Source organism: Nostoc sp. (assembly GCF_036916575.1).
Lineage (GTDB): Bacteria > Cyanobacteriota > Cyanobacteriia > Cyanobacteriales > Nostocaceae > Nostoc.
On sequence record NZ_JBALGC010000001.1, the window covers coordinates 67,616 to 85,912 of the forward strand.

15 protein-coding genes, 2 tRNA genes and 1 pseudogene are annotated in these 18,297 nt (G+C 40.3%); 6 read left to right on the top strand and 12 right to left on the bottom strand.

Annotation, left to right across the window (positions count from 1 at the left end; genetic code table 11):
- Positions 1-10: 10 nt before the first annotated feature.
- The 9 genes and pseudogenes from V7L29_RS00295 to argF form a co-directional block, all read right to left on the bottom strand.
- On the bottom strand, positions 11-1,744 hold the full coding sequence (locus V7L29_RS00295; RefSeq protein WP_334734149.1) for a hypothetical protein: 1,734 nt from the start codon (positions 1,742-1,744) through the stop codon (positions 11-13).
- Positions 1,745-1,756: 12 nt separating this feature from the next.
- The gene (locus V7L29_RS00300) at positions 1,757-2,236 is read right to left on the bottom strand and encodes a DNA phosphorothioation-associated protein 4 (protein ID WP_334734150.1); all 480 of its coding nucleotides are present in this window, start codon (positions 2,234-2,236) and stop codon (positions 1,757-1,759) included.
- Between the two features lie 93 nt (positions 2,237-2,329).
- The gene (locus V7L29_RS00305) at positions 2,330-2,791 is read right to left on the bottom strand and encodes a Uma2 family endonuclease (RefSeq protein WP_334734151.1); all 462 of its coding nucleotides are present in this window, start codon (positions 2,789-2,791) and stop codon (positions 2,330-2,332) included.
- A 47-nt stretch (positions 2,792-2,838) separates the two neighbouring features.
- Positions 2,839-3,171, bottom strand: a pseudogene (locus V7L29_RS00310) (Uma2 family endonuclease); the annotation flags it as partial.
- Positions 3,172-3,531: 360 nt separating this feature from the next.
- A complete protein-coding gene (locus V7L29_RS00315; RefSeq protein WP_334734152.1) occupies positions 3,532-5,604 on the bottom strand; it encodes an AAA family ATPase in 2,073 nt (690 codons plus the stop codon).
- Complete coding sequence (locus tag V7L29_RS00320; RefSeq protein ID WP_334734153.1) at positions 5,601-5,774, bottom strand: hypothetical protein; 174 nt, start codon at positions 5,772-5,774, stop codon at positions 5,601-5,603. The genes V7L29_RS00315 and V7L29_RS00320 overlap by 4 nt, the downstream gene beginning before the upstream one ends.
- Before the next feature lie 361 nt (positions 5,775-6,135).
- Entirely contained in the window at positions 6,136-7,653 is a 1,518-nt protein-coding gene (locus tag V7L29_RS00325) for a DNA phosphorothioation system restriction enzyme (protein ID WP_334734154.1), read from the bottom strand.
- A 120-nt stretch (positions 7,654-7,773) separates the two neighbouring features.
- Positions 7,774-8,379 (bottom strand): transcriptional repressor LexA, encoded by a 606-nt coding sequence (gene lexA / locus V7L29_RS00330; protein WP_334689367.1) that lies wholly within the window; start codon positions 8,377-8,379, stop codon positions 7,774-7,776.
- A 237-nt stretch (positions 8,380-8,616) separates the two neighbouring features.
- Positions 8,617-9,537 (bottom strand): ornithine carbamoyltransferase, encoded by a 921-nt coding sequence (gene argF, locus V7L29_RS00335; protein WP_334689375.1) that lies wholly within the window; start codon positions 9,535-9,537, stop codon positions 8,617-8,619.
- Between the two features lie 387 nt (positions 9,538-9,924).
- Here argF and V7L29_RS00340 point away from each other — a divergent pair.
- Both V7L29_RS00340 and V7L29_RS00345 read left to right on the top strand, forming a co-directional pair.
- Positions 9,925-9,996, top strand: a tRNA-Thr gene (locus V7L29_RS00340).
- 865 nt (positions 9,997-10,861) lie between these two features.
- The gene (locus V7L29_RS00345) at positions 10,862-11,296 is read left to right on the top strand and encodes a type II toxin-antitoxin system VapC family toxin (RefSeq protein WP_334689368.1); all 435 of its coding nucleotides are present in this window, start codon (positions 10,862-10,864) and stop codon (positions 11,294-11,296) included.
- Positions 11,297-11,527: 231 nt separating this feature from the next.
- On the opposite strand, the gene pyrE is transcribed toward V7L29_RS00345, so the two are convergent.
- On the bottom strand, positions 11,528-12,151 hold the full coding sequence (gene pyrE / locus V7L29_RS00350; RefSeq protein ID WP_334689369.1) for an orotate phosphoribosyltransferase: 624 nt from the start codon (positions 12,149-12,151) through the stop codon (positions 11,528-11,530).
- A 100-nt stretch (positions 12,152-12,251) separates the two neighbouring features.
- Here pyrE and V7L29_RS00355 point away from each other — a divergent pair, with 100 nt between their 5' ends.
- On the top strand, positions 12,252-12,686 hold the full coding sequence (locus V7L29_RS00355; RefSeq protein ID WP_334689370.1) for a hypothetical protein: 435 nt from the start codon (positions 12,252-12,254) through the stop codon (positions 12,684-12,686).
- 197 nt (positions 12,687-12,883) lie between these two features.
- On the opposite strand, the gene V7L29_RS00360 is transcribed toward V7L29_RS00355, so the two are convergent.
- Positions 12,884-12,956 (bottom strand) — tRNA-Ile (locus V7L29_RS00360).
- Positions 12,957-13,251: 295 nt separating this feature from the next.
- Here V7L29_RS00360 and V7L29_RS00365 point away from each other — a divergent pair.
- Entirely contained in the window at positions 13,252-13,953 is a 702-nt protein-coding gene (locus tag V7L29_RS00365) for a hypothetical protein (protein ID WP_334734155.1), read from the top strand.
- A gap of 87 nt (positions 13,954-14,040) precedes the next feature.
- The gene (locus V7L29_RS00370) at positions 14,041-15,435 is read left to right on the top strand and encodes a hemolysin family protein (protein WP_334734156.1); all 1,395 of its coding nucleotides are present in this window, start codon (positions 14,041-14,043) and stop codon (positions 15,433-15,435) included.
- Between the two features lie 38 nt (positions 15,436-15,473).
- On the opposite strand, the gene queC is transcribed toward V7L29_RS00370, so the two are convergent.
- Positions 15,474-16,151, bottom strand: coding sequence for a 7-cyano-7-deazaguanine synthase QueC (gene queC, locus V7L29_RS00375; RefSeq protein ID WP_334734157.1), 678 nt, complete (start codon positions 16,149-16,151; stop codon positions 15,474-15,476).
- A gap of 779 nt (positions 16,152-16,930) precedes the next feature.
- Between queC and V7L29_RS00380 the strand changes: the two genes are divergently transcribed.
- Entirely contained in the window at positions 16,931-18,013 is a 1,083-nt protein-coding gene (locus V7L29_RS00380; protein ID WP_334734158.1) for a Gfo/Idh/MocA family oxidoreductase, read from the top strand.
- The last annotated feature ends 284 nt before the right edge of the window (positions 18,014-18,297 follow it).

Below are 18,297 nucleotides of genomic sequence, written 5' to 3' on the forward strand. Positions count from 1 at the left end.
TATAAAAAGTCTAAGTACCAAGTGGATCGCGATATTGATTTGATCTTGGTAATCTCTGTGGGTCTTTTCTATACTCTACCCAAAGCTTTGACCATCTTTTTTTGATACCAGGAACATCTTTTTTAACCCCTTTTAGGTTCCAGTCACGGTTAAAATAGTTAGGATCAACGCCTTTCAACCATTGCTCCACAAGAGAGTGGATATCATTTGCACTATCGATGCCAATCTCTCGATCACCGAGAAACTGGAAGAAATCTGCCGCAAGGATAGTCAAAGATGTTTGATTAAAAATATTAGAGCGGGTTGGAGAACCCCAGTAATGGTAAGCTTCATCGTTATTTTGTACTGCTAATTTATCACGTACTGAAGTCCAGAAGGAGATAAATACATCTCTCCAACACCCATCAAGTTTATGCCAATAATCAAAAGCACTTTCACATCCTTCAATTTCCCAATTTTCAACAATTTTTGAATCAGGTAAGAACTCACGTCTCCATTTGTCAGCATAATCAACACTTTCGTGGAAAAGTTTACCTCCTTTTAAATCACGGAAAATTTTTACTATAGATGAAAGGACATTCCATTTCAGCAGGTCTTTCCTATTATTATTAATTCCTCTATCAACCAAATCATAAAATGGACTTATTGGATATCTGGTAATAAATGTTACTGCTCTCGACTCTTCAAGCTTAATACCAGCAGCTTCAAGTCTATCTGATACTCTAGTCAATTCTTCGTTAGAAAGACTAGTCGATATAATAGTTCCCAATAGAGAATTTTTTATGGGTGTTGCCTTTTGATTAACTACTACAAATTGAAAAACTTGCTCTGCTGGATCATTATTCATCAGGAGTGAAACTGGAAGTTTACGTGCTACATCAGCTTCTATTCTTCTTTGAGCATCTTCTGGTTCAAATTGTTTATCTATAATCAATTTTTCTAGTGCATCTTTGTATATATCTTGGTTAACTATTTCTTTGGCTGAGTCAATTGCTGCTCGAAGTCTGTGTTGTCCATCAACAACTACTATAGGACGAAGAAAGGCAATCATTGCATCTTTGGAATAGTCTAAAAACTTGTCATTATCAAAAGTATCTTTTATTTCTTCCAGTACATAGATATAAGCTGCAATCTCTTGCCAAAAATCTAAAATATGAGACTCATCATTTAATGAAAGTCCTAAATTGCTATCATCATCTGTTTCCTCAAGAGTCTCTTCTTCATTTTCATCAAATGTATCTTGATTATTACGAGCAATTTGTGTAATTTGTGCACGTTGTTTCAGTTCTTTTTTCATCTTTTCGGGAACTAGTTGATTGGCAAGATCAGGCACTCTCACTTCTAAATCTGCTTTTACTCTTTTAAGTAATTCCAGTAAACTCAATTTCTCTAATAACTCAGCGTTGATGATTAAAAATCCTTGCTGAATACTCTCACTATCATTACTATGTGTTTCGCTAGCTTCAAATTTAATAAGCGATTCATTAGGTTGACGCAACGCACACAGTAAAGGATTCTGAATTATATTTTTTTCATTACGATAAAATTCACTTATTTCTTTAATACGTTTACTGTTTTCTTCTCTTTGGAAACCAGTAGTTTCCTTAGATTGTGCCCCAACTTTCTTTTTCTGCGGTACTCCTGCCCAAAGATCAATCTCTATTGCAGAAGCGGCAAAAAGTACCAACCAATCACCAGAATTTGTTTGTTTTATACGAACGGCTTTATATTTAAAATCATGCATATTTTTTCCTAATTATATAAAACGGCTTAAGTCAAAATTTGTTTCTTCTTGTAGCGTTTCATTGAATCTTTCAGCCATCAAAATTAGAAGCAGCCTTTCTGAATAGTCTACTGCACCTCTTAACTCATTTTGTAATATTTCAAGTCCACCATTAGCATATTCTTCAAACATACGAAGGCGTTGATTTTCATATTTTTCGTTTTCATAAGATAAAATATTAAGTTCTTTAGCTTCAACAATTGCTAGTAGTTTGATTACCAAATCATATCCCTTAATTAAGAAATGTTCTTGTCCAATCGGCGACGGTTCTCTTTTAGAAATTTCCCCCAAAGCCACCCGCTTTTTATGCTTGACACCTAAAGCCGCTGCAAACACAATCACATCAGCATAGGTTTGAAACGGCCCTGTTCCACCATCTGAAGACGTTAATGTTAAGTCCTTGACTAACTCAGCTTTATCTTTAGCTACCCTGATTCTGCCAGTTTCCGCCATTGTTTTAATATTTAATGTGTAGCTATCTTAACCGAAAATTAAAAGCGAGCAACCTTTTATTTGTATTATTTTATACTAGCATATAAGCGATCGCTAAACAAACAAATTACCCACTAACATAGTCCATCCTGTGACTGCGGGTTCAGCTTCAGCCACCTCATCACGTCCATAGACTTGCGGTTTTTCAGAATTACTAGCACGATACACTCTGATAACTTCCTCTTTAAGTACATCTACATCCCAAACTACCAACGTACCAGCCGCAAAATAATCACGGCGTTTAATAACCATATCTTTCTCAGCCTTATCACCGTAATCATTTTCACTTCGCACCTCAGTAGCAAACACAGGCGCACCATTAAGAAACTTCCCGCCTGTAGGTTTGCCAGTATAAAATGCGGCATCAGGACTTAAAGAACGACGATTAGGGAGATTGACAATAAAACCGACATTATCAGGTAAAGCGTAACCACTTTTTGTCAGACGTTCATAATCCCGTAGACTTGCATAAATTTCACCACCTGCACGTCCTGGTAAAAATCCAGTTGGAGACATCAGCACCAATTTTCCATTGACAATCTCTGCTTTACAATTGTCAGGTAAGACAGAACTTCAACAATTAAACAAGGATATTGGAGAAATTGAATAGCTTGTTTATCCCGTTCATCGCAACTCACCACAACATCGGGATAATGAAAAGTCCCGTTTTCAGATACACCTACTTTCCCATCCGCCATATTCACACGACACCCACTTCCTCGCAGGTGACTTTTTAACGCCAAAGCTAAGTTTAAAGCAATATCATTATGGGGAAGAGTACCCCCAGTCATGGCGAAAACTTCACCATCAATATATTCATATTTAATTTCTTGGCCTTGTTCCCATTCCAGGTATTCGTGGGGAGACATATAATTTCTGTTTGGACTGGCAACCATAACCTGATTCCTTCTCAAAAGTCACTTTTCTCAACTTTAACTAAAATTAGACTTACGCACAGTAATGGAAAATTTAACCACAGAGGGACAGAGAACACAAAAAATAAGAGTTTGAGAGCAATACACTTGGGTTAAGAATTTCTTCCTTCTCTTTGCGTCCTTTGCGTCCTTGGCGGTTCGTTAAAAAAGTTGACTTGAAGAAAGAGTTTTAGCCTTAACCCAAGCGTATTGAGTTTGAGAGGTATTTTCCGTCAGTTCTGTAAAAAACCTTTGCGCCTACTCTACAAGAACGCCTAACGGCGAATGCGCGAAATCATAAGATTCCTTGCAAAAGTCTTTCTCTACGTCTATGCGTGATAATTACCTATCCCGTTTAACTTCCATAATTTCCGTATATTCAAACTCGTTCGGACTTTGTTTCACCAAAGGATATCTTTCTCCACCCAACTCAATATAATCTTGTTCGCAATCCGGCTTAGATGAATAATACGTAAGCACATATTCTCTACCAATTCTGTCTGTCATTTCTACTTCTACTTCACCCCGCCACTGAGTCTTAGTAACTAAAACTATCAACTGATTCGCTAATTGGGGAATTGTTTTAGCAATGTGTCGCCGCGAATTTTCATCCAAACTACCAAAGGGTGAATCCATGACAATTGGGAAAGTACTACTATCGGGAATCATCATCATTTTCCGCTTTTCACTCCATTCCCGTACTTTGTCAATGATGCTGGCAATAAAAGATAAACTGAGAATCTGATTTTCCCCAGTGGATGCTGCAACTGGTGCTTCTATCCCTGTAGTATTTTCTACTAATGTCAGTTCATATTTCTCGCTAATTCTAGGAATGTATGGAGTTACAGAAATCTCTGTGAATATTTCTTGTACTCGCTTTTCTAGTTGTAGGCGAAATTGTTGCTCTTGACGATTTCGGACTTCTGTTAACCGTTCGATTGCATCTTGAGTGGCGTTAATCCGTCGCTGTGCTAAAGTTTGCTTGTCTTCATTCAGCTTTTGTTTAGCAATTTGTTTATTAAAACCTTCAATTTCAGTTGTGAGTTGAGCAATTTGTTGCTGATTTGCACCCTGTTCTCGATTCAATTCATCAATTTTACTTTCAATTTCATCTAACCGTTTTTGCAAACTGCTAATTTCTTCATTAGCATCTTTTCGCAACCGTTCTTGAATATTGTCTAAATCGGCTTCAATTTGGGATATGCTTTGCCTTAACTGATTAATCCTAGTTTGTTCTCTATCAACTTCTTCCCAAAATCCTATCGCTTGCTTATCAATTTCATCTACTTGAGCACTCATGCGAATTGCAGTTTCTTCTACCGCTGAGGAACCTGCTCTATTTAACCAAGTACTCACATGAGTATGAAAATGATTACCCTCGTGTAATTCTGCGCCACAAATACAGCGTTGAGAATTGAGTAAATCATTCACAAATTCCCGCGATATTCCTGATGTTAACTCGCCGCGCTGCTTCAAATCATTGATAATTCCTCGGAACTGTGCTGTAGTTTCTGACAATAAAACGGTATAACCCCGCGCGGAAATAACTTTTTTCAGCGCTTCCTTAGTTTTTTTATATTCTTCTTGATTCGCAGTTTTCTGAGATTCTAAATTTTGCCATCTTTCTTGTAATTCTTTAGCAGCACTAAGTTCTCGCAACCGATTACTTGTTTCTTTTTTAAAAGTTTGTTGATATTCTAACTCTTCTTTAATTTCTGTTTGCCGTTTGGTAATGCGTTCACGCTCTCGCTCTATCTTTTCTTGCTGTCGTAATAGTTGTTTAGTTTCGGAATCACCGATAGCTTTTAACTCATTTTCTAGAGTTTTTTTAGCATCTCCCAAATGTCTGATGGAACGGTTGATTACCTCCACACCCAAGAAAATTTTTGTAGCTTCAGCAATTTCAGCTTTTTTGTCAGAACGGACTATTTCTTCAATTCGTTCTCCGTCAAAGAAAAAATATTGATGCAAACTAGCCGGTAAAATTTGATTAATTATATCGTCTGGTTGCTGATTTGGTATATTCCATTTACCATCGTCCCCACCAACCCACATGGTTAATTGAGTTTTGCCAGCATCAAAGTCACTTTCGTTTTTGTAACCCCGACAGGCGCGTTTAACTCGATAGCGTTTACCTTCATGTTCCCAGCCAATTTCTACCCAACATTCTACAGCTTGACCTTTTTGAGTTTCGGCGATCGCCCGCTTATTTACCAACTGCTCTATCGATGCAAATGCCGCACTAAATTTATCATACAATACCCACGTAAAGGCATTCAGCAAGCTAGTTTTACCAGAGCCATTATTGCCATGAATAATTGTCGTATTTTGAGCATCTCCCCCAGCCAGGATCATTTCTGGTGTCGTACCATAAAAGGAGCGAAAGTTGCATAGCTTGATTGAAGTCAGCTTCATCGCACCTCTTCCTTAATAATGTCCAAAATATTATCATTTATATGGCTGTTAATCTTCTTATCTAGCCTGCCTTTTTCCAGCTTCCATACCCGCTCAATAATTTGCCGTACTTCCGGCGGTGCGGTGGTTATTGGCTCCTGAACATCATCAATATTTGGTTCTAGTGACATCTTGGTTGTCAAAGACGTTTTTTTTATTTTAACTGTCTTGAACGCTGGAATAGCATCCGTAAAGCCACTGTCAGTCTTATCTTTAATTTTCTGCAAATTGTCGGTGGAAATTTGAGAACTTTCTTGAAAATAAAGCTTTATTTTTAGGCAACTTTCTGATATTATTGTCTCAGGTAATATAATGGAATATTAATGGTTTTCAAAATTTTATTTCCACTCCATTATATTAAAATTATATTATCTTCCCACATCAGATGACCCAATTCTCATAATTATAAAAGTTTTTACAAAAAGAAATGATCAGAAATTTAGAACCGCCAATGAACGCTGATCAAGAATCAGGTTTATCGGCGGTTGATCATCAAATATCTAATAACCCATATCGCTTTTGTAAATCTAGTAACTTCATTCTTGCTTCCCCAGCGTTATCAGCCAAATCAGCAAACTCTACAAAGCGACGCAATTCCTTTTTCAACAGATTGCGCTCAACATCTATAGTTTCTCTATCTAAATCTGGTGGTAAAACAATCATGTCAAATATTGTCGCGCGTTCCTTAGCAGGATGAGGACGCAAAACTCGCCCTCGTCGCTGGATAAACTGGCGGGGATTACCAGAACTTGATAAAATCACCGCAGTTTGAATTGCCGGAATATCGACACCTTCATCTAAACAACGAATTGCAACTAAACCCTGCAACTCTCCGCTTTCAAATTGACAGCGCAAAATTTCCCTTTCTTGTAAAGTTGTTTGAGCCGTATAAGTGCTTACCTTGTACCCTAAATCCACTCCCAAGATTTTAGCAACAGCTTTAAGTTGACGTAGGGATGAACGTTGTCCCGCATCTTGTGAACCATCGCTACAATAAAAAAGAGTGTGAGTAGTTTCGCGGCGAGTTGCCATTAATTCATGCAAAGCGGTTAATTTATTTTCCGCTGCACCAATTAATCTTGCTCTTTGCATCAACAATGGCTTTAAATCTTCATTATCTTCAAATCCCGATTCGCCATTTTCTCGATCCCGATACAGTAGCGATCGCCCAATTCTTTTAGTTAACTTTAAATAGGCAATGCTTTCTGCTTCGGTTAACTCTACCAACACCGGATAATACAGATAATGTACCAAAGCACCTTGAGCGATCGCATCCCTCAAAGTAAATTCTGGCTGGAGAACAGGCCCAAAATAATCAAATATAGATTGCGTACCAAAATCATCAAAATACCTCTCCGGTGTGGCAGATAAAGCCAGTCTCAACCCAACGCAACGCGGTAAACTTTCTTCTAACTTGGGTGCGCCTAAATTATGCGCCTCATCCCCAATAATTAAAGTTTTGGCGGGAAAATATTTGAGTTGAGACCCAAACCCATCTCCAATTAATGTAGAGTTCGTAGTAATCACCGTCACAAACCGTTGAGAACCAGAACGCAGATTATAAATTTGCGTAGAAAGTTGACTTTGCCAAGTGCGTAAATTCTCAAAGGCTAAAATGGGTTGCAAATTAAATTTTTCACATTCTCGCGCCCATTGGGTGACAAGATGGCGATAGGGACACACCACCAACAAAACTTGTAAATTAATCTGCTGATATAATTCACAAGCGATCGCTAGTGCAGTAATCGTTTTACCACTACCAGTAGCCATTTTCAGCGTCCCTCTGCCATTGTTGGTAAACCAGCTAGTGATCGCTTCTCGCTGATATTGCCGCAATTGCAGAGATGGAGGCATTTTTGGGCATCCTGGTAATGGTTGCCAAGTGTGATAACTGCCCTTACTTTCCCTTACAAATGGTAATTTTAATCGAAATGCGTCACGGGGAGTATCCCCGTGGTCACTTTCGCGGAAAGTGGACAGTTGCTGCACTGGATTTTGCGTCAGGTACATATGTTAAGCACAAAATTGGTAATGAACCCTAGTAATAAGTTGGGGTTAGGAGTTAGGAGTTGGGAGTTGGAAGTTAGTAATTTAAAACTCATCACTCATCACTCATCACTTTCTTATTACTCAGTTGTAACCACGCCAAACACCAATGAGTGAACCTTGTACCTGCACTTGTATGGCGCTGACTTCAATGGGGTTGTATTTAGAATTAGCTGGTTTGAGGGTAACGCGATCGCCTTGGCGATAAAAACGTTTTAATGTTGTACCGAATCCATCAACTCTGGCGGCAACGATCGTGCCATTTTTTAAATGATTTGGTTCTGCTACTGGACGCAGGAATACTACATCGCCATCAGCAATTAAATCTTCAATCATGCTATCGCCAGCTACCCGCAAAGCATAGGTTTGGGGAGGTAATGAGAAATTAGAAAAGTCTAGATGATCTACAGCATCAGTAAATGGTTCTATTAAACCACCAGCAGCGATCGTCCCCAAAATTGGTATACCTTGCTTAACAGGACGCAAAATCCGAATCGTTCGTGCTTGACCTTCAGTCCATTCTATATATCCTTTAGTGCGTAAATGTTCTAGGCGACTTTGAATTGGTGCTGGTGACTTCAAATTCATCGCTTGCATCATTTGCCGAATTGAAGGCGAATGCTGGTGCGATCGGATGTATTCTGCCAACCATTCGTAAAGTTCTTGTTGAGCTTCCGTTAGACGTTCCATAAATTTGCGGGAAGTAATTATAAATGTCTCTAGAACATTAGTACTACAAAAAACTCCCTATAACAAGAGAAAAGTAAAAATATGAAAGGCAAAAGAAAGAATATTCTCTTTTTTTTTACCCATTTATTTGGGATTTTTGACCAGGAAGTTGTCAGGAGCCAATCCACACTTACTATTCTGACTCCTAACTCCTGTACAGACGCGATTAATCGCGTCTCTCTTAACTCCTAACTCCTTTCATTCTGCTCCTAAGATACTGGCAAGCAAAGCTTGTTGGACGTGCAAACGATTTTCTGCCTGTTCCCAAACTCGTGATTGGGAACCTTCAATAACAGATCCGGTAATTTCTTCACCACGATGGGCTGGTAAGCAGTGTAAAACAATTGCTTGTGGGTCAGCAAGGCTCAATAGCTGCTCTGAAATTTGGTAAGGCTGGAAAATTGGCAGGCGATCGCCTGCTTCTGCTTCTTGCCCCATACTCGCCCAAACATCAGTATAAAGTACAGCGGCTCCCTTAGCGGCTAATTCTGGATCACAAGTGAGGAGGACTTCAGTTTTGTGATTAGCGATCGCTCTTGCTTGTTCTACAATTTGAGAATCTGGCTCATATCCGCTAGGGGTAGCAATTTTAACATTCATCCCCACCAAAGCACAGCCCAACATCAAAGAATTAGCCACATTATTCCCATCACCCACGTAGGTTAAAGTTAACCCAGCAAGAGTGCCAAAAACTTCCTGAATCGTTAATAAATCCGCTAATACCTGACAGGGATGTTCTGCATCAGTAAGCGCATTAATCACTGGAATCTTGGCGTAGTGAGCAAAAGTTTCCAACTCCTGCTGTGCAAAAGTGCGAATTGCCAAAATATCCAGATATCGATCTAATACCCTCGCCGTATCTTGCAAAGGTTCCCCGCGACTAACTTGAGTGACATTGGGGTTAAGATCGATTACCTGTCCACCCAGTTGGTACATCGCCACAGTAAAACTTACCCGCGTGCGAGTTGAAGCTTTGGAGAACAACAACCCCAAAACTTTATTACACTGCAACTTCAACTGTTGTGATTTAAGTTGAGTTGCCAATTGCAGGAGTTCTTGAAGTTCCGTTGGACTGATGTCCGCCAAACTTAATAAATCTCGTCCGATCAACGCTGCCATGCTTGTGATGTGTAAAGAACAATTATATATTTCTGTTGCTTTACCAGCTATGTCAAAAAAGTACAGTTTTAGAAAAGTACCAGATATTTTTGCGTCCAGCTCAGGATTTGACTTAGCTTTTGATATAAATATTAATTTATTAACTTTATCAGTGATCAGAATCACTGATTTTTTTCGGTTTGATCACAATTACTACGCAGCTTAAACCATCTAGACGCACGAAAGCAGCGATATTGCCAAAATCTCTGGTCTTTTAGCCTAATTTAGGAAGATGAAGATATTTTTTAGGAATTACAGCTAGACAAATAAGTTGATTATGGTACAATAATAAATTGTGATTGCTATTTGAGAGCGATACCTACGGTGGGCTACGCCTACGCTAAACTCGCCAGCATAGCACAGTGGTAGTGCATCCGACTTGTAATCGGAAGGTCGCGAGTTCAAATCCCGCTGCTGGCTTTCACAAATGTCGAGTAAAACATTATTTGTGGTCACAAACGATAAACAGTGATTTTTTCGTTAATACATAAACTATATTTTTTGTCAAGTCTAATTTAAATGCGCTTACCCTGAGGGACAGCGTAAGAGATTGCGATCGCATCCTTAAACTAAGTTAAAAGAATTTATTTCCGTGTGATTAGACAAAAATTACCAAGGTTAAAATCACAACTTACTAAGTAAGCCAATAAGTATCCTATTAAAGCTTGACTGTGGCGAGCAATCGCAGCCAGGAGATAGGGAAATATTTTTTACCGGGGAGTAAGTATTTTGTTGAGTGAGGAATACACTGAAGACGGTAAACTTAATGAAGCTGATTTAATCACTATAACAATGGAAAAGATTTACGTTAAATAGTGTCAAAAGAATAATCATAAACGGGTTGAAAGCTATGCGTTTAAATGTACTGATAAAGGAGGTAAACAGGAATTAATACCTGATTTTCGTGGAAGTTCGCGCACTCATTTTATTGCCACAACGGTTGACCAAAGGTGAACTGGGGGTGCGCTGAAGGTTTTGGGTAAGCCAGGTGATGTGTTGCGGGAATTAAGGAGAGAAGATTTGCAGCATTATAGAGATTATTGGGGATAAAAAGATGAACCAAGCTATTAGACAAAAGGCGCTTGTTAAACCAGGTGGAGTCATTAATATTCAGTCATCATAATTACCTGTTGGTACTGAGGTTGATATAATTGTAATTGTGGAGACGGCAGTGAAAAAGAAACAATCATTACGTAGTATCATTGGTACTGGTAAAGGCTGTTTTGCTACACAGCAGGAAGCTGATGATTTTATTAGTAGGGAGCGGGATGCTTGGTCGTTGTAAATGCTATTCGGGGGGGAAATAGTTTATTTAGATACTAATATTTTTATCTATGCGATAGAAGGTTATGCTGATTTTATTGATGAATTAAATCAGCTTTTCGATAATATCGATGCTGGGAATTTAAGAGCTTTTACCAGTGAACTGACTTTAGCGGAGGTGCTAGTTAGACCTTTGGTGGATGGAAATCTAGAAATACAGTCTGTTTATCAACAAGCTTTGCAAAGTTCAGAAGTGCTGGAAGTTGTTGCGGTCAGTCGGGATATATTGATTGAAGCTGCAAGATTGCGGGCTATTACTAATCTGAGATTACCAAATGCGATTCACGGTGCTACTGCAATTTTGAGTGGTTGTGAAACCTTTTTAACTAATGATAGGCGGTTAACTGCGTTATCTAGTATTGAAGTAGTTGTGCTGTCTGAGGTGATGGGTAATTAAGAAGGCTTTGGGAGATTAAAAAGAGGGTTTTTGTCGGGTGACAAAGAAGGAAGAAATTAGTAGTGAAAGGGTGTGAAATAGCGGATATTTTGGCGAGGTTAAGGACAAGGAAACATTAATTTCTGAAGACGATATTTAATTAGTTAGCCGACACCTATTGTTTCATATTAAGGACTTCTACAAATTTGTAATTCTTAATTAAGAATTACGAATTAGTACAAGTCCTGTCGTTCATGAATTCGCAACTTGTCGGAAGCGTTCTTGAACTTCTTGAATCGAAAACAAAGTTTCAAACTTCAACCCAGCTGACTGGTATAACTCGCCTCCTCCTTGCTGGCGGTCTACCAGTGCAATTACTCGATTTACGGTATAACCTGCTTCTTTAAGACGCTTAACTGCTTTCAAAGCAGATTGCCCAGTAGTAACGACATCTTCCAAAACTACTACTTTTGCACCTTCTGGTAAACTGGGGCCTTCTATATAAGCTCTCGTCCCATAACCCTTGGCTTCCTTGCGAATAATCAGCGCTGGTATCGGTCGGTTTTCATAAACAGAAACTAGACTCACTGCTGTTACAATTGGGTCAGCCCCCAATGTTAAACCACCCACAGCCTGTGTATCTACAGGTAGCAAAGGAAACACTAAACGACCAACTGCCAAAGCGCCTTGAGGATGGAGTGTTACCTGTGTTTTATTCACGTAATAAGAACTACGCAGCCCAGAAGAGAGGAGAAAATCACCTTCTTGATAAGCAAGTTGGCAAAATAAATCTAGTAACTTGTGGCGCAAAGTGGTCACATCAGCAGTGGTTGCCCAAATATCTGAATGGGTAAGAGTTTCAGTAGGATACGTCATTACAAAACATTAAAAGTTGTGCTACACCAAAGGTTGAACTCATCAGAGTTCTGAAATTAAGCATAAATTAAGATTGCCCAAAAATTGAGGAGTCAGAAACGTGCGTATAAAATTAAAAACCTTTGGTGGTTTATTGGTGCTGCTTGCTGCTGGTGTTGCTTTTCCTTCTATTGCATCTGCCCAAACGCAAACACCCAATTATCAAACTACGAATGATGTATTTGAACAAGCTTATTTCCGTCACGATCGCAATTTCTACGAAAATGGCAGCCTCAAGCGTCAGCTAGACTCATTTCTCGGATCTGGTTCCAGTTTTGGTGGTTCCTTCCCAGAAAATGAAATTGCCCGCGATGCTGAGTTGGTTAACACTTTATATCATGATGTCCTGACTCAGCAAGTTGGCAATGATCCTTATATTCGCACTCCTGATTTACCAAATCCTTATAACACATCGCTGATGATGTCTCCTTTTTTTAATAGCAATAAACTCAAAGTCGGAACTGAATTTAGGTTTGAAACTTTACCACCTCCCTAACAGTCCTACCTATGGAGTCATTAGTCCTTAGTTCCTTGTCATTTGTCAGCAACTAGTGACTAATGGCTAAATTACTAAATCCTGACTAGAGGAGTTTAACAAGCATGTCAATACTTAATATAATCTAGTATTACTCATGTCCCAATCATCTTTGAAGGTCTGGTAACATAAGACAATACTGCTTCTTAATGATTCAGTGCGCCCTGCTGGAATCGAACCAGCCTGAAGACGAATTATGAGTTCGTTGCCTCCCCAATCGGCCAAAGGCGCTTGTTTTGCTGGGTTTCGGGTTACTAGGAGTCAATGACTTCAACTCTTAGGTCAACCTCATTTGCTAATTTTAGACTCAGGAAAATACCTCAAGCACTGAGTTTAGCCAATTGCGTAATTATAGCATAAATTTCCCACCTTTGAATATTGGACAATAGTTTACCAGATTTTTATACTACATAATTTGATCATGAAATAGTGCAAACTAATATTGATTAAGTTCCTTTAAGGATTGAGGTCAAAAGCTTCACTATTCTTAAATAGACCAGCATTCTTTGGTGATAGCTTGTCAGCGATGAAAATAAATTCTACTGTACTTCTTACTTTGATTTTGTTAATCCTAATGTTGGGAGCAGGTTCTGTGAGCGCGTTTTTGGGGTTCGATCTAGGGAGTTCAGCACTTAAAGGCGTTACCACACCAGATGGGCGTCCCACAACCAAATTTGCCAGCAATAAGACAAATAACTCCCAACAGGGAGGGCTAGTGTTATTAAAAGAGGAAGAGATTCTGAAAATTGTCAAGGCGCGAATTGAGGGTAAGACCAAGGCTGCTAAATCAGAAAAGCTAGAGGAAGATGATGAAGAAACCAATAGCAGCAAGCAGAAGCCAGAGGAAAAACCCCCAGAAGTGGTTGAAGAAAAACCCCAGCCAGGTTTTCCGGTTACTGCCCAGAGTGAGGGTGTAACCATGTCTGTACAATCTGTCCGCTACTCTGGTGGTGATTTGCTACTGAAAGTGAAAATGCAGAACAAAGGTAAGGATTCTGTGCGTTTCCTGTATAGTTTTTTAGATGTTACCGATGATAAAGGACGAACCCTGAGTGCTAGTACAGAGGGTTTACCAACAGAATTGCCTGCAAATGGACCAACATTTTCCGGTACAGTGAGCATTCCCACAGCTTCACTTGATGATGTCAAGAAGATATCACTCGCTCTGACTGATTATCCCGCTCAAGAATTGAAGCTACAGGCATCAAATATTCCTGTAGAAAGGTAGGAGAGGACTGGGAACTGGGGACTGGGGACTGGGGACTGGGGACTGGGAACTGAATTCTTCCCAATACCCATTCCCCAATCCCCCTAAATGGAGGGCGTGAGTTTTACACGAGCTTTGGCAGTGAGTGGTTTTCCTAATTTAATTTGGACAGACGTGGCGCTGCGGTTGTTGTCAGTGCTAGTGCTGATTGCCATAAATGCCTTTTTTGTGACGGCGGAATTTTCGATGGTGAGCCTGCGGCGATCGCGTATTCACCAGCTAGTTAAGGCTGGGGATATTCCAGCGATGGCTGTGGATATGCTACAACGTAGTATTGAGCGACTGCTATCTACTACCCAGTTAGGCATTACTCTCTCTAGTTTGGCACTGGGATGGATTGGAGAAAGTACGATTGTCGTGCTGGTAAATGCATGGTTAAAATCCTGGCCTTTACCCACTGTGATGACTACCTTCATCGCCCATTCCCTATCAATTCCCATCACCTTTTTCTTGATTGCCTATTTGCAAATTGTGATCGGAGAACTATGTCCTAAATCCTTAGCCATGCTGTACTCAGAACAGTTAGCTAGATTTTTAGGGCCTTCGGTAAAAGCGATCGTGCGTTTTTTTGGCCCCTTCATCTGGATTCTTAACCAATCAACTCGTTGCTTGTTGCGTATTTTTGGCATCCAATACACAGGTCAAGGCTGGAAACCGCCTGTGACTCCCGAAGAATTGCAACTGATTATCTCTACAGAATGGGGGTCTACTGGTTTACAGCGTGCGGAGCGAGAACTGCTCAATAATGTCTTCGAGTTTGGGGATGTCATGGCCCAAGATGTGATGATCCCCCGTACCAGTATTGTCACACTCCCAAAAGATGCTACCTTCCAGACATTACTCAAGGAAATGGCTTCTACTGGTTACTCTCGCTATCCCGTGATTGGTGAATCTTTGGACGATGTTCGCGGCATCGTTTATTTTAAGGATTTGGCACAACCTTTGGCTGTAGGAAAGCTAAGTTTAGAGACACAAATCCAACCTTGGATGCGTCCCGTCCGGTTTGTTCCAGAACACACGTCCTTGAGTGAACTTTTGCCAATGATGCAGCAAGAGAAACCAGCTATGGTCATGGTAGTAAATGAATTTGGCGCTACTGTAGGACTAGTGACAATCAAAGATGTCATTGCCGAAATCATTGGCGACGCCAGCGAACCTGAAAACAGCGACGACTTATTGATTGAGATGTTAGATGAGCAAAAATTTCTAGTGCAGGCACAGATCAACCTCGAAGACCTCAATGAAGTTTTGCATCTGAATTTGCCTTTGACAAGAGACTACCAAACACTAGGGGGCTTTTTGCTGTATCAGTTACAGAAAATTCCTGCCAAAGGCGAAACCTTCTGTTATCAAAATCTCGAATTTACTGTGGTATCAATTGTTGGCCCACGCCTGCATCAAATTCAACTGCGACGGTTAGAAGAGTTAGGAGTTGAAAGTTAGGAGTTAGGAGTTATGAATTTTAACTCCTCACTCATAACTCAAGAAGCATATGGTAGTGGATCAACGAGTCCCAATTCAGCAAAAGCTGCTAGCCGCAAGCGACAAGAATCACATACACCGCAGGCGATATCTCCATCGGCATAGCAAGACCAAGTTAGCTCCCAAGGAACTCCCAATTGGTTACCTAGTTGAATGATTTCAGTTTTTTTCAAGTTGATTAGGGGTGCAACAATATTAATTGGTTGTCCCTCACGTCCTTGTTTGGTTCCCAGGCGAAATACTTCCTGCATTGCCTGGATATAGTCGGGGCGACAGTCAGGATATCCAGAGTAATCTAAAGCATTGACGCCGATATAGACACGTTCTGCTGCGATCGCTTCGGCGTAACTAAGAGCAAAGCTTAAGAAGATGGTATTACGAGCCGGAACATAAGTTACAGGAATATTTTGAGACATTTCATCCAGAGAACGCTCTTGGGGTAAATCAATGGCGTCATCAGTAAGTGCTGAACCCCCCCATTGTCGTAAGTCAAAATTAACCACCTGATGTTTCACGATCCCAGCTTTTTGAGCGACGGTAAGGGCTGACTGTAACTCTCGTCGGTGTCGCTGCTGGTAATCAAAGGAAATAGCATGACATTCACAGCCATCAGCCTTAGCTTTATACAGAATTGTGGAAGAGTCCAATCCCCCAGATAACAGAATTAAAGCTTTCATCTCAGTTGCAAATTTTGGATTTCAAATCGCCAAATCACACCTTAACAACATGCCAGGAAGCAATGCCAAAAATACTTCTGAACCCCTGTTAATTATGGCAAACAACGGCGCACCCTACATATTCTAAAGAAACAACCCATACCAGTTTCTCTCAAAAAGCGGTGCGATGTCTTCTCTTCTCTACCTTGGGCTGCGCCAATGAGACGCTGCACGTAGCTTGCTTAAAAGAAGGGGTGACAAGCCACTTCTCTACCAGACGCTTTGCGTAGCTTGATTCTTTGCAGGAGTACGTGTCTACGACAGATGCTGCAAATAATCATACAAAAATCGTTTCAGATAATCAGTGACTGGAATTCCCAATAGCATTTTTTTGAAAAAAAAGCACAAGTGTTATTGTTTGATTATTTTGTAATTTTAGTGGTGTAAATTGGATATTGCTCTCGGTAATTAATTGCTTAACTGTCACCCAGAAGGAAGTCCGAAGAGAGGAAACTGATCTTTATAACTTTGGATAATTTACACTTATGTCTTACTGAATTTTTTAAAGTTGATAAAAAGACATATATTTTTTGTAGAAAGTGCAAAAGACAAAGCAAACCCGAACTATCTATACAAAAGATATCTGGATTACGGGAACCGATCACAAACTTTGAAATTCTTCATAAACATAGGCTCTATGTTACCATCTGGATGGTTTTAGACGGATCGTAACTGGCTTTCGAGTATAAACGCCAACGGCCGTAGCGTCTCTAAATTTGGTGGTTGAGGAGAGAATAATAGTGCAAAATAGCATGTCAGTGGCAGAACCGAATCCATATACACAGCGCAACCAGCCACGACCGATCCGCATAGGCGTGATTGGAGTGGGTAACATGGGACAACACCACGCTCGCGTGCTGAGTTCAATGAAAGATGTTGAACTAGTGGGAGTGGCAGATATTAACGTCGAGCGAGGGTTAGAAACAGCCAGCAAGTACAAGGTGCGTTTTTTTGAAGATTACTGTGACCTGCTACCCCTTGTGGAAGCAGTTTGTGTAGCTGTTCCCACCCGCCTGCACTACGCCGTGGGCATCAACTGTCTTCTCGCGGGAATTCATGTTTTGATTGAAAAACCGATCGCAGCCAGTATTTCTGAGGCAGAGTCTTTAGTAAATGCCGCCGCTGAGTCTGGGTGTATCTTGCAAGTAGGTCATATTGAGCGTTTCAATCCAGCTTTTAAAGAACTGAGCCAAGTGCTGAAAACAGAGGAATTGCTGGCGCTAGAAGCCCACAGAATGAGTCCTTACTCGGATCGGGCAAATGATGTTTCGGTTGTGCTAGATTTAATGATCCATGACATCGACCTACTTTTGGAATTAGCTGCTTCCCCAGTCACGAAATTGACTGCTAGCGGTACTCGCGCCTTGGACTCTGGTTATTTAGATTACGTAACCGCCACCTTGGGGTTTGCCAATGGTATTGTTGCTACTCTGACTGCCAGTAAAGTCACCCACCGAAAAATTCGCCGGATTGTCGCCCATTGCAAAAATTCATTTACTGAGGCAGATTTTCTCAAGAATGAAATTTTGATTCACCGACAAACGACTGCCAATTCTCTCACCGACCACCGACAAGTACTTTACAGGCAAGATGGTGTGATTGAAAAAGTCTACACCAGCAATATTCAACCCTTGAGTGCAGAATTAGAACATTTTGTCAACTGTGTACACGGTGGTAATCAACCCTCAGTAGGTGGAGAACAAGCTCTCAAAGCCCTGAGACTGGCAAGTTTGATTGAGCAGATGGCGCTGGAAGATCGAGTTTGGAATCCATTAGACTGGCAAGCGGAACCAAGAGTACAATCATTGACCCCGACAGCGTAAAACAAGAAGAGGGGCACAGGGGAATAAGGGGATGAGGGGGACAAGGAGGACAAGGTAACATTTACTCCATTCTTTCCCCCTGCTGCCTTATCTCCCCCACAGCATCAACCTCAGAAGAAAACCTGAGAGTATGTTTTTAAATTTACTATCAAATCTTTAGATTCTACTTAGTCATTTTAAAAAACCGACTAAGGAGGATCTAAAAAATTAGAAAACAAAACCTAGTGGTTGGTTTCATTAATTTTATGAGGTTCGTAGTGAGCGATTTATTGCTCAATTTCAAA

Coding starts and splice junctions, on each gene's coding strand:
- argF (WP_334689375.1), bottom strand. CDS start 9,537: ATGGCAGCGTTGATCGGACGAGATTTATTAAGTTTGGCGGACATCAGT.
- V7L29_RS00315 (WP_334734152.1), bottom strand. CDS start 5,604: ATGAAGCTGACTTCAATCAAGCTATGCAACTTTCGCTCCTTTTATGGT.
- V7L29_RS00345 (WP_334689368.1), top strand. CDS start 10,862: ATGCTATTCGGGGGGGAAATAGTTTATTTAGATACTAATATTTTTATC.
- V7L29_RS00370 (WP_334734156.1), top strand. CDS start 14,041: ATGGAGGGCGTGAGTTTTACACGAGCTTTGGCAGTGAGTGGTTTTCCT.
- queC (WP_334734157.1), bottom strand. CDS start 16,151: ATGAAAGCTTTAATTCTGTTATCTGGGGGATTGGACTCTTCCACAATT.
- V7L29_RS00295 (WP_334734149.1), bottom strand. CDS start 1,744: ATGCATGATTTTAAATATAAAGCCGTTCGTATAAAACAAACAAATTCT.
- V7L29_RS00365 (WP_334734155.1), top strand. CDS start 13,252: ATGAAAATAAATTCTACTGTACTTCTTACTTTGATTTTGTTAATCCTA.
- V7L29_RS00320 (WP_334734153.1), bottom strand. CDS start 5,774: ATGTCACTAGAACCAAATATTGATGATGTTCAGGAGCCAATAACCACC.
- V7L29_RS00300 (WP_334734150.1), bottom strand. CDS start 2,236: ATGGCGGAAACTGGCAGAATCAGGGTAGCTAAAGATAAAGCTGAGTTA.
- V7L29_RS00325 (WP_334734154.1), bottom strand. CDS start 7,653: ATGTACCTGACGCAAAATCCAGTGCAGCAACTGTCCACTTTCCGCGAA.
- lexA (WP_334689367.1), bottom strand. CDS start 8,379: ATGGAACGTCTAACGGAAGCTCAACAAGAACTTTACGAATGGTTGGCA.
- pyrE (WP_334689369.1), bottom strand. CDS start 12,151: ATGACGTATCCTACTGAAACTCTTACCCATTCAGATATTTGGGCAACC.
- V7L29_RS00305 (WP_334734151.1), bottom strand. CDS start 2,791: ATGTCTCCAACTGGATTTTTACCAGGACGTGCAGGTGGTGAAATTTAT.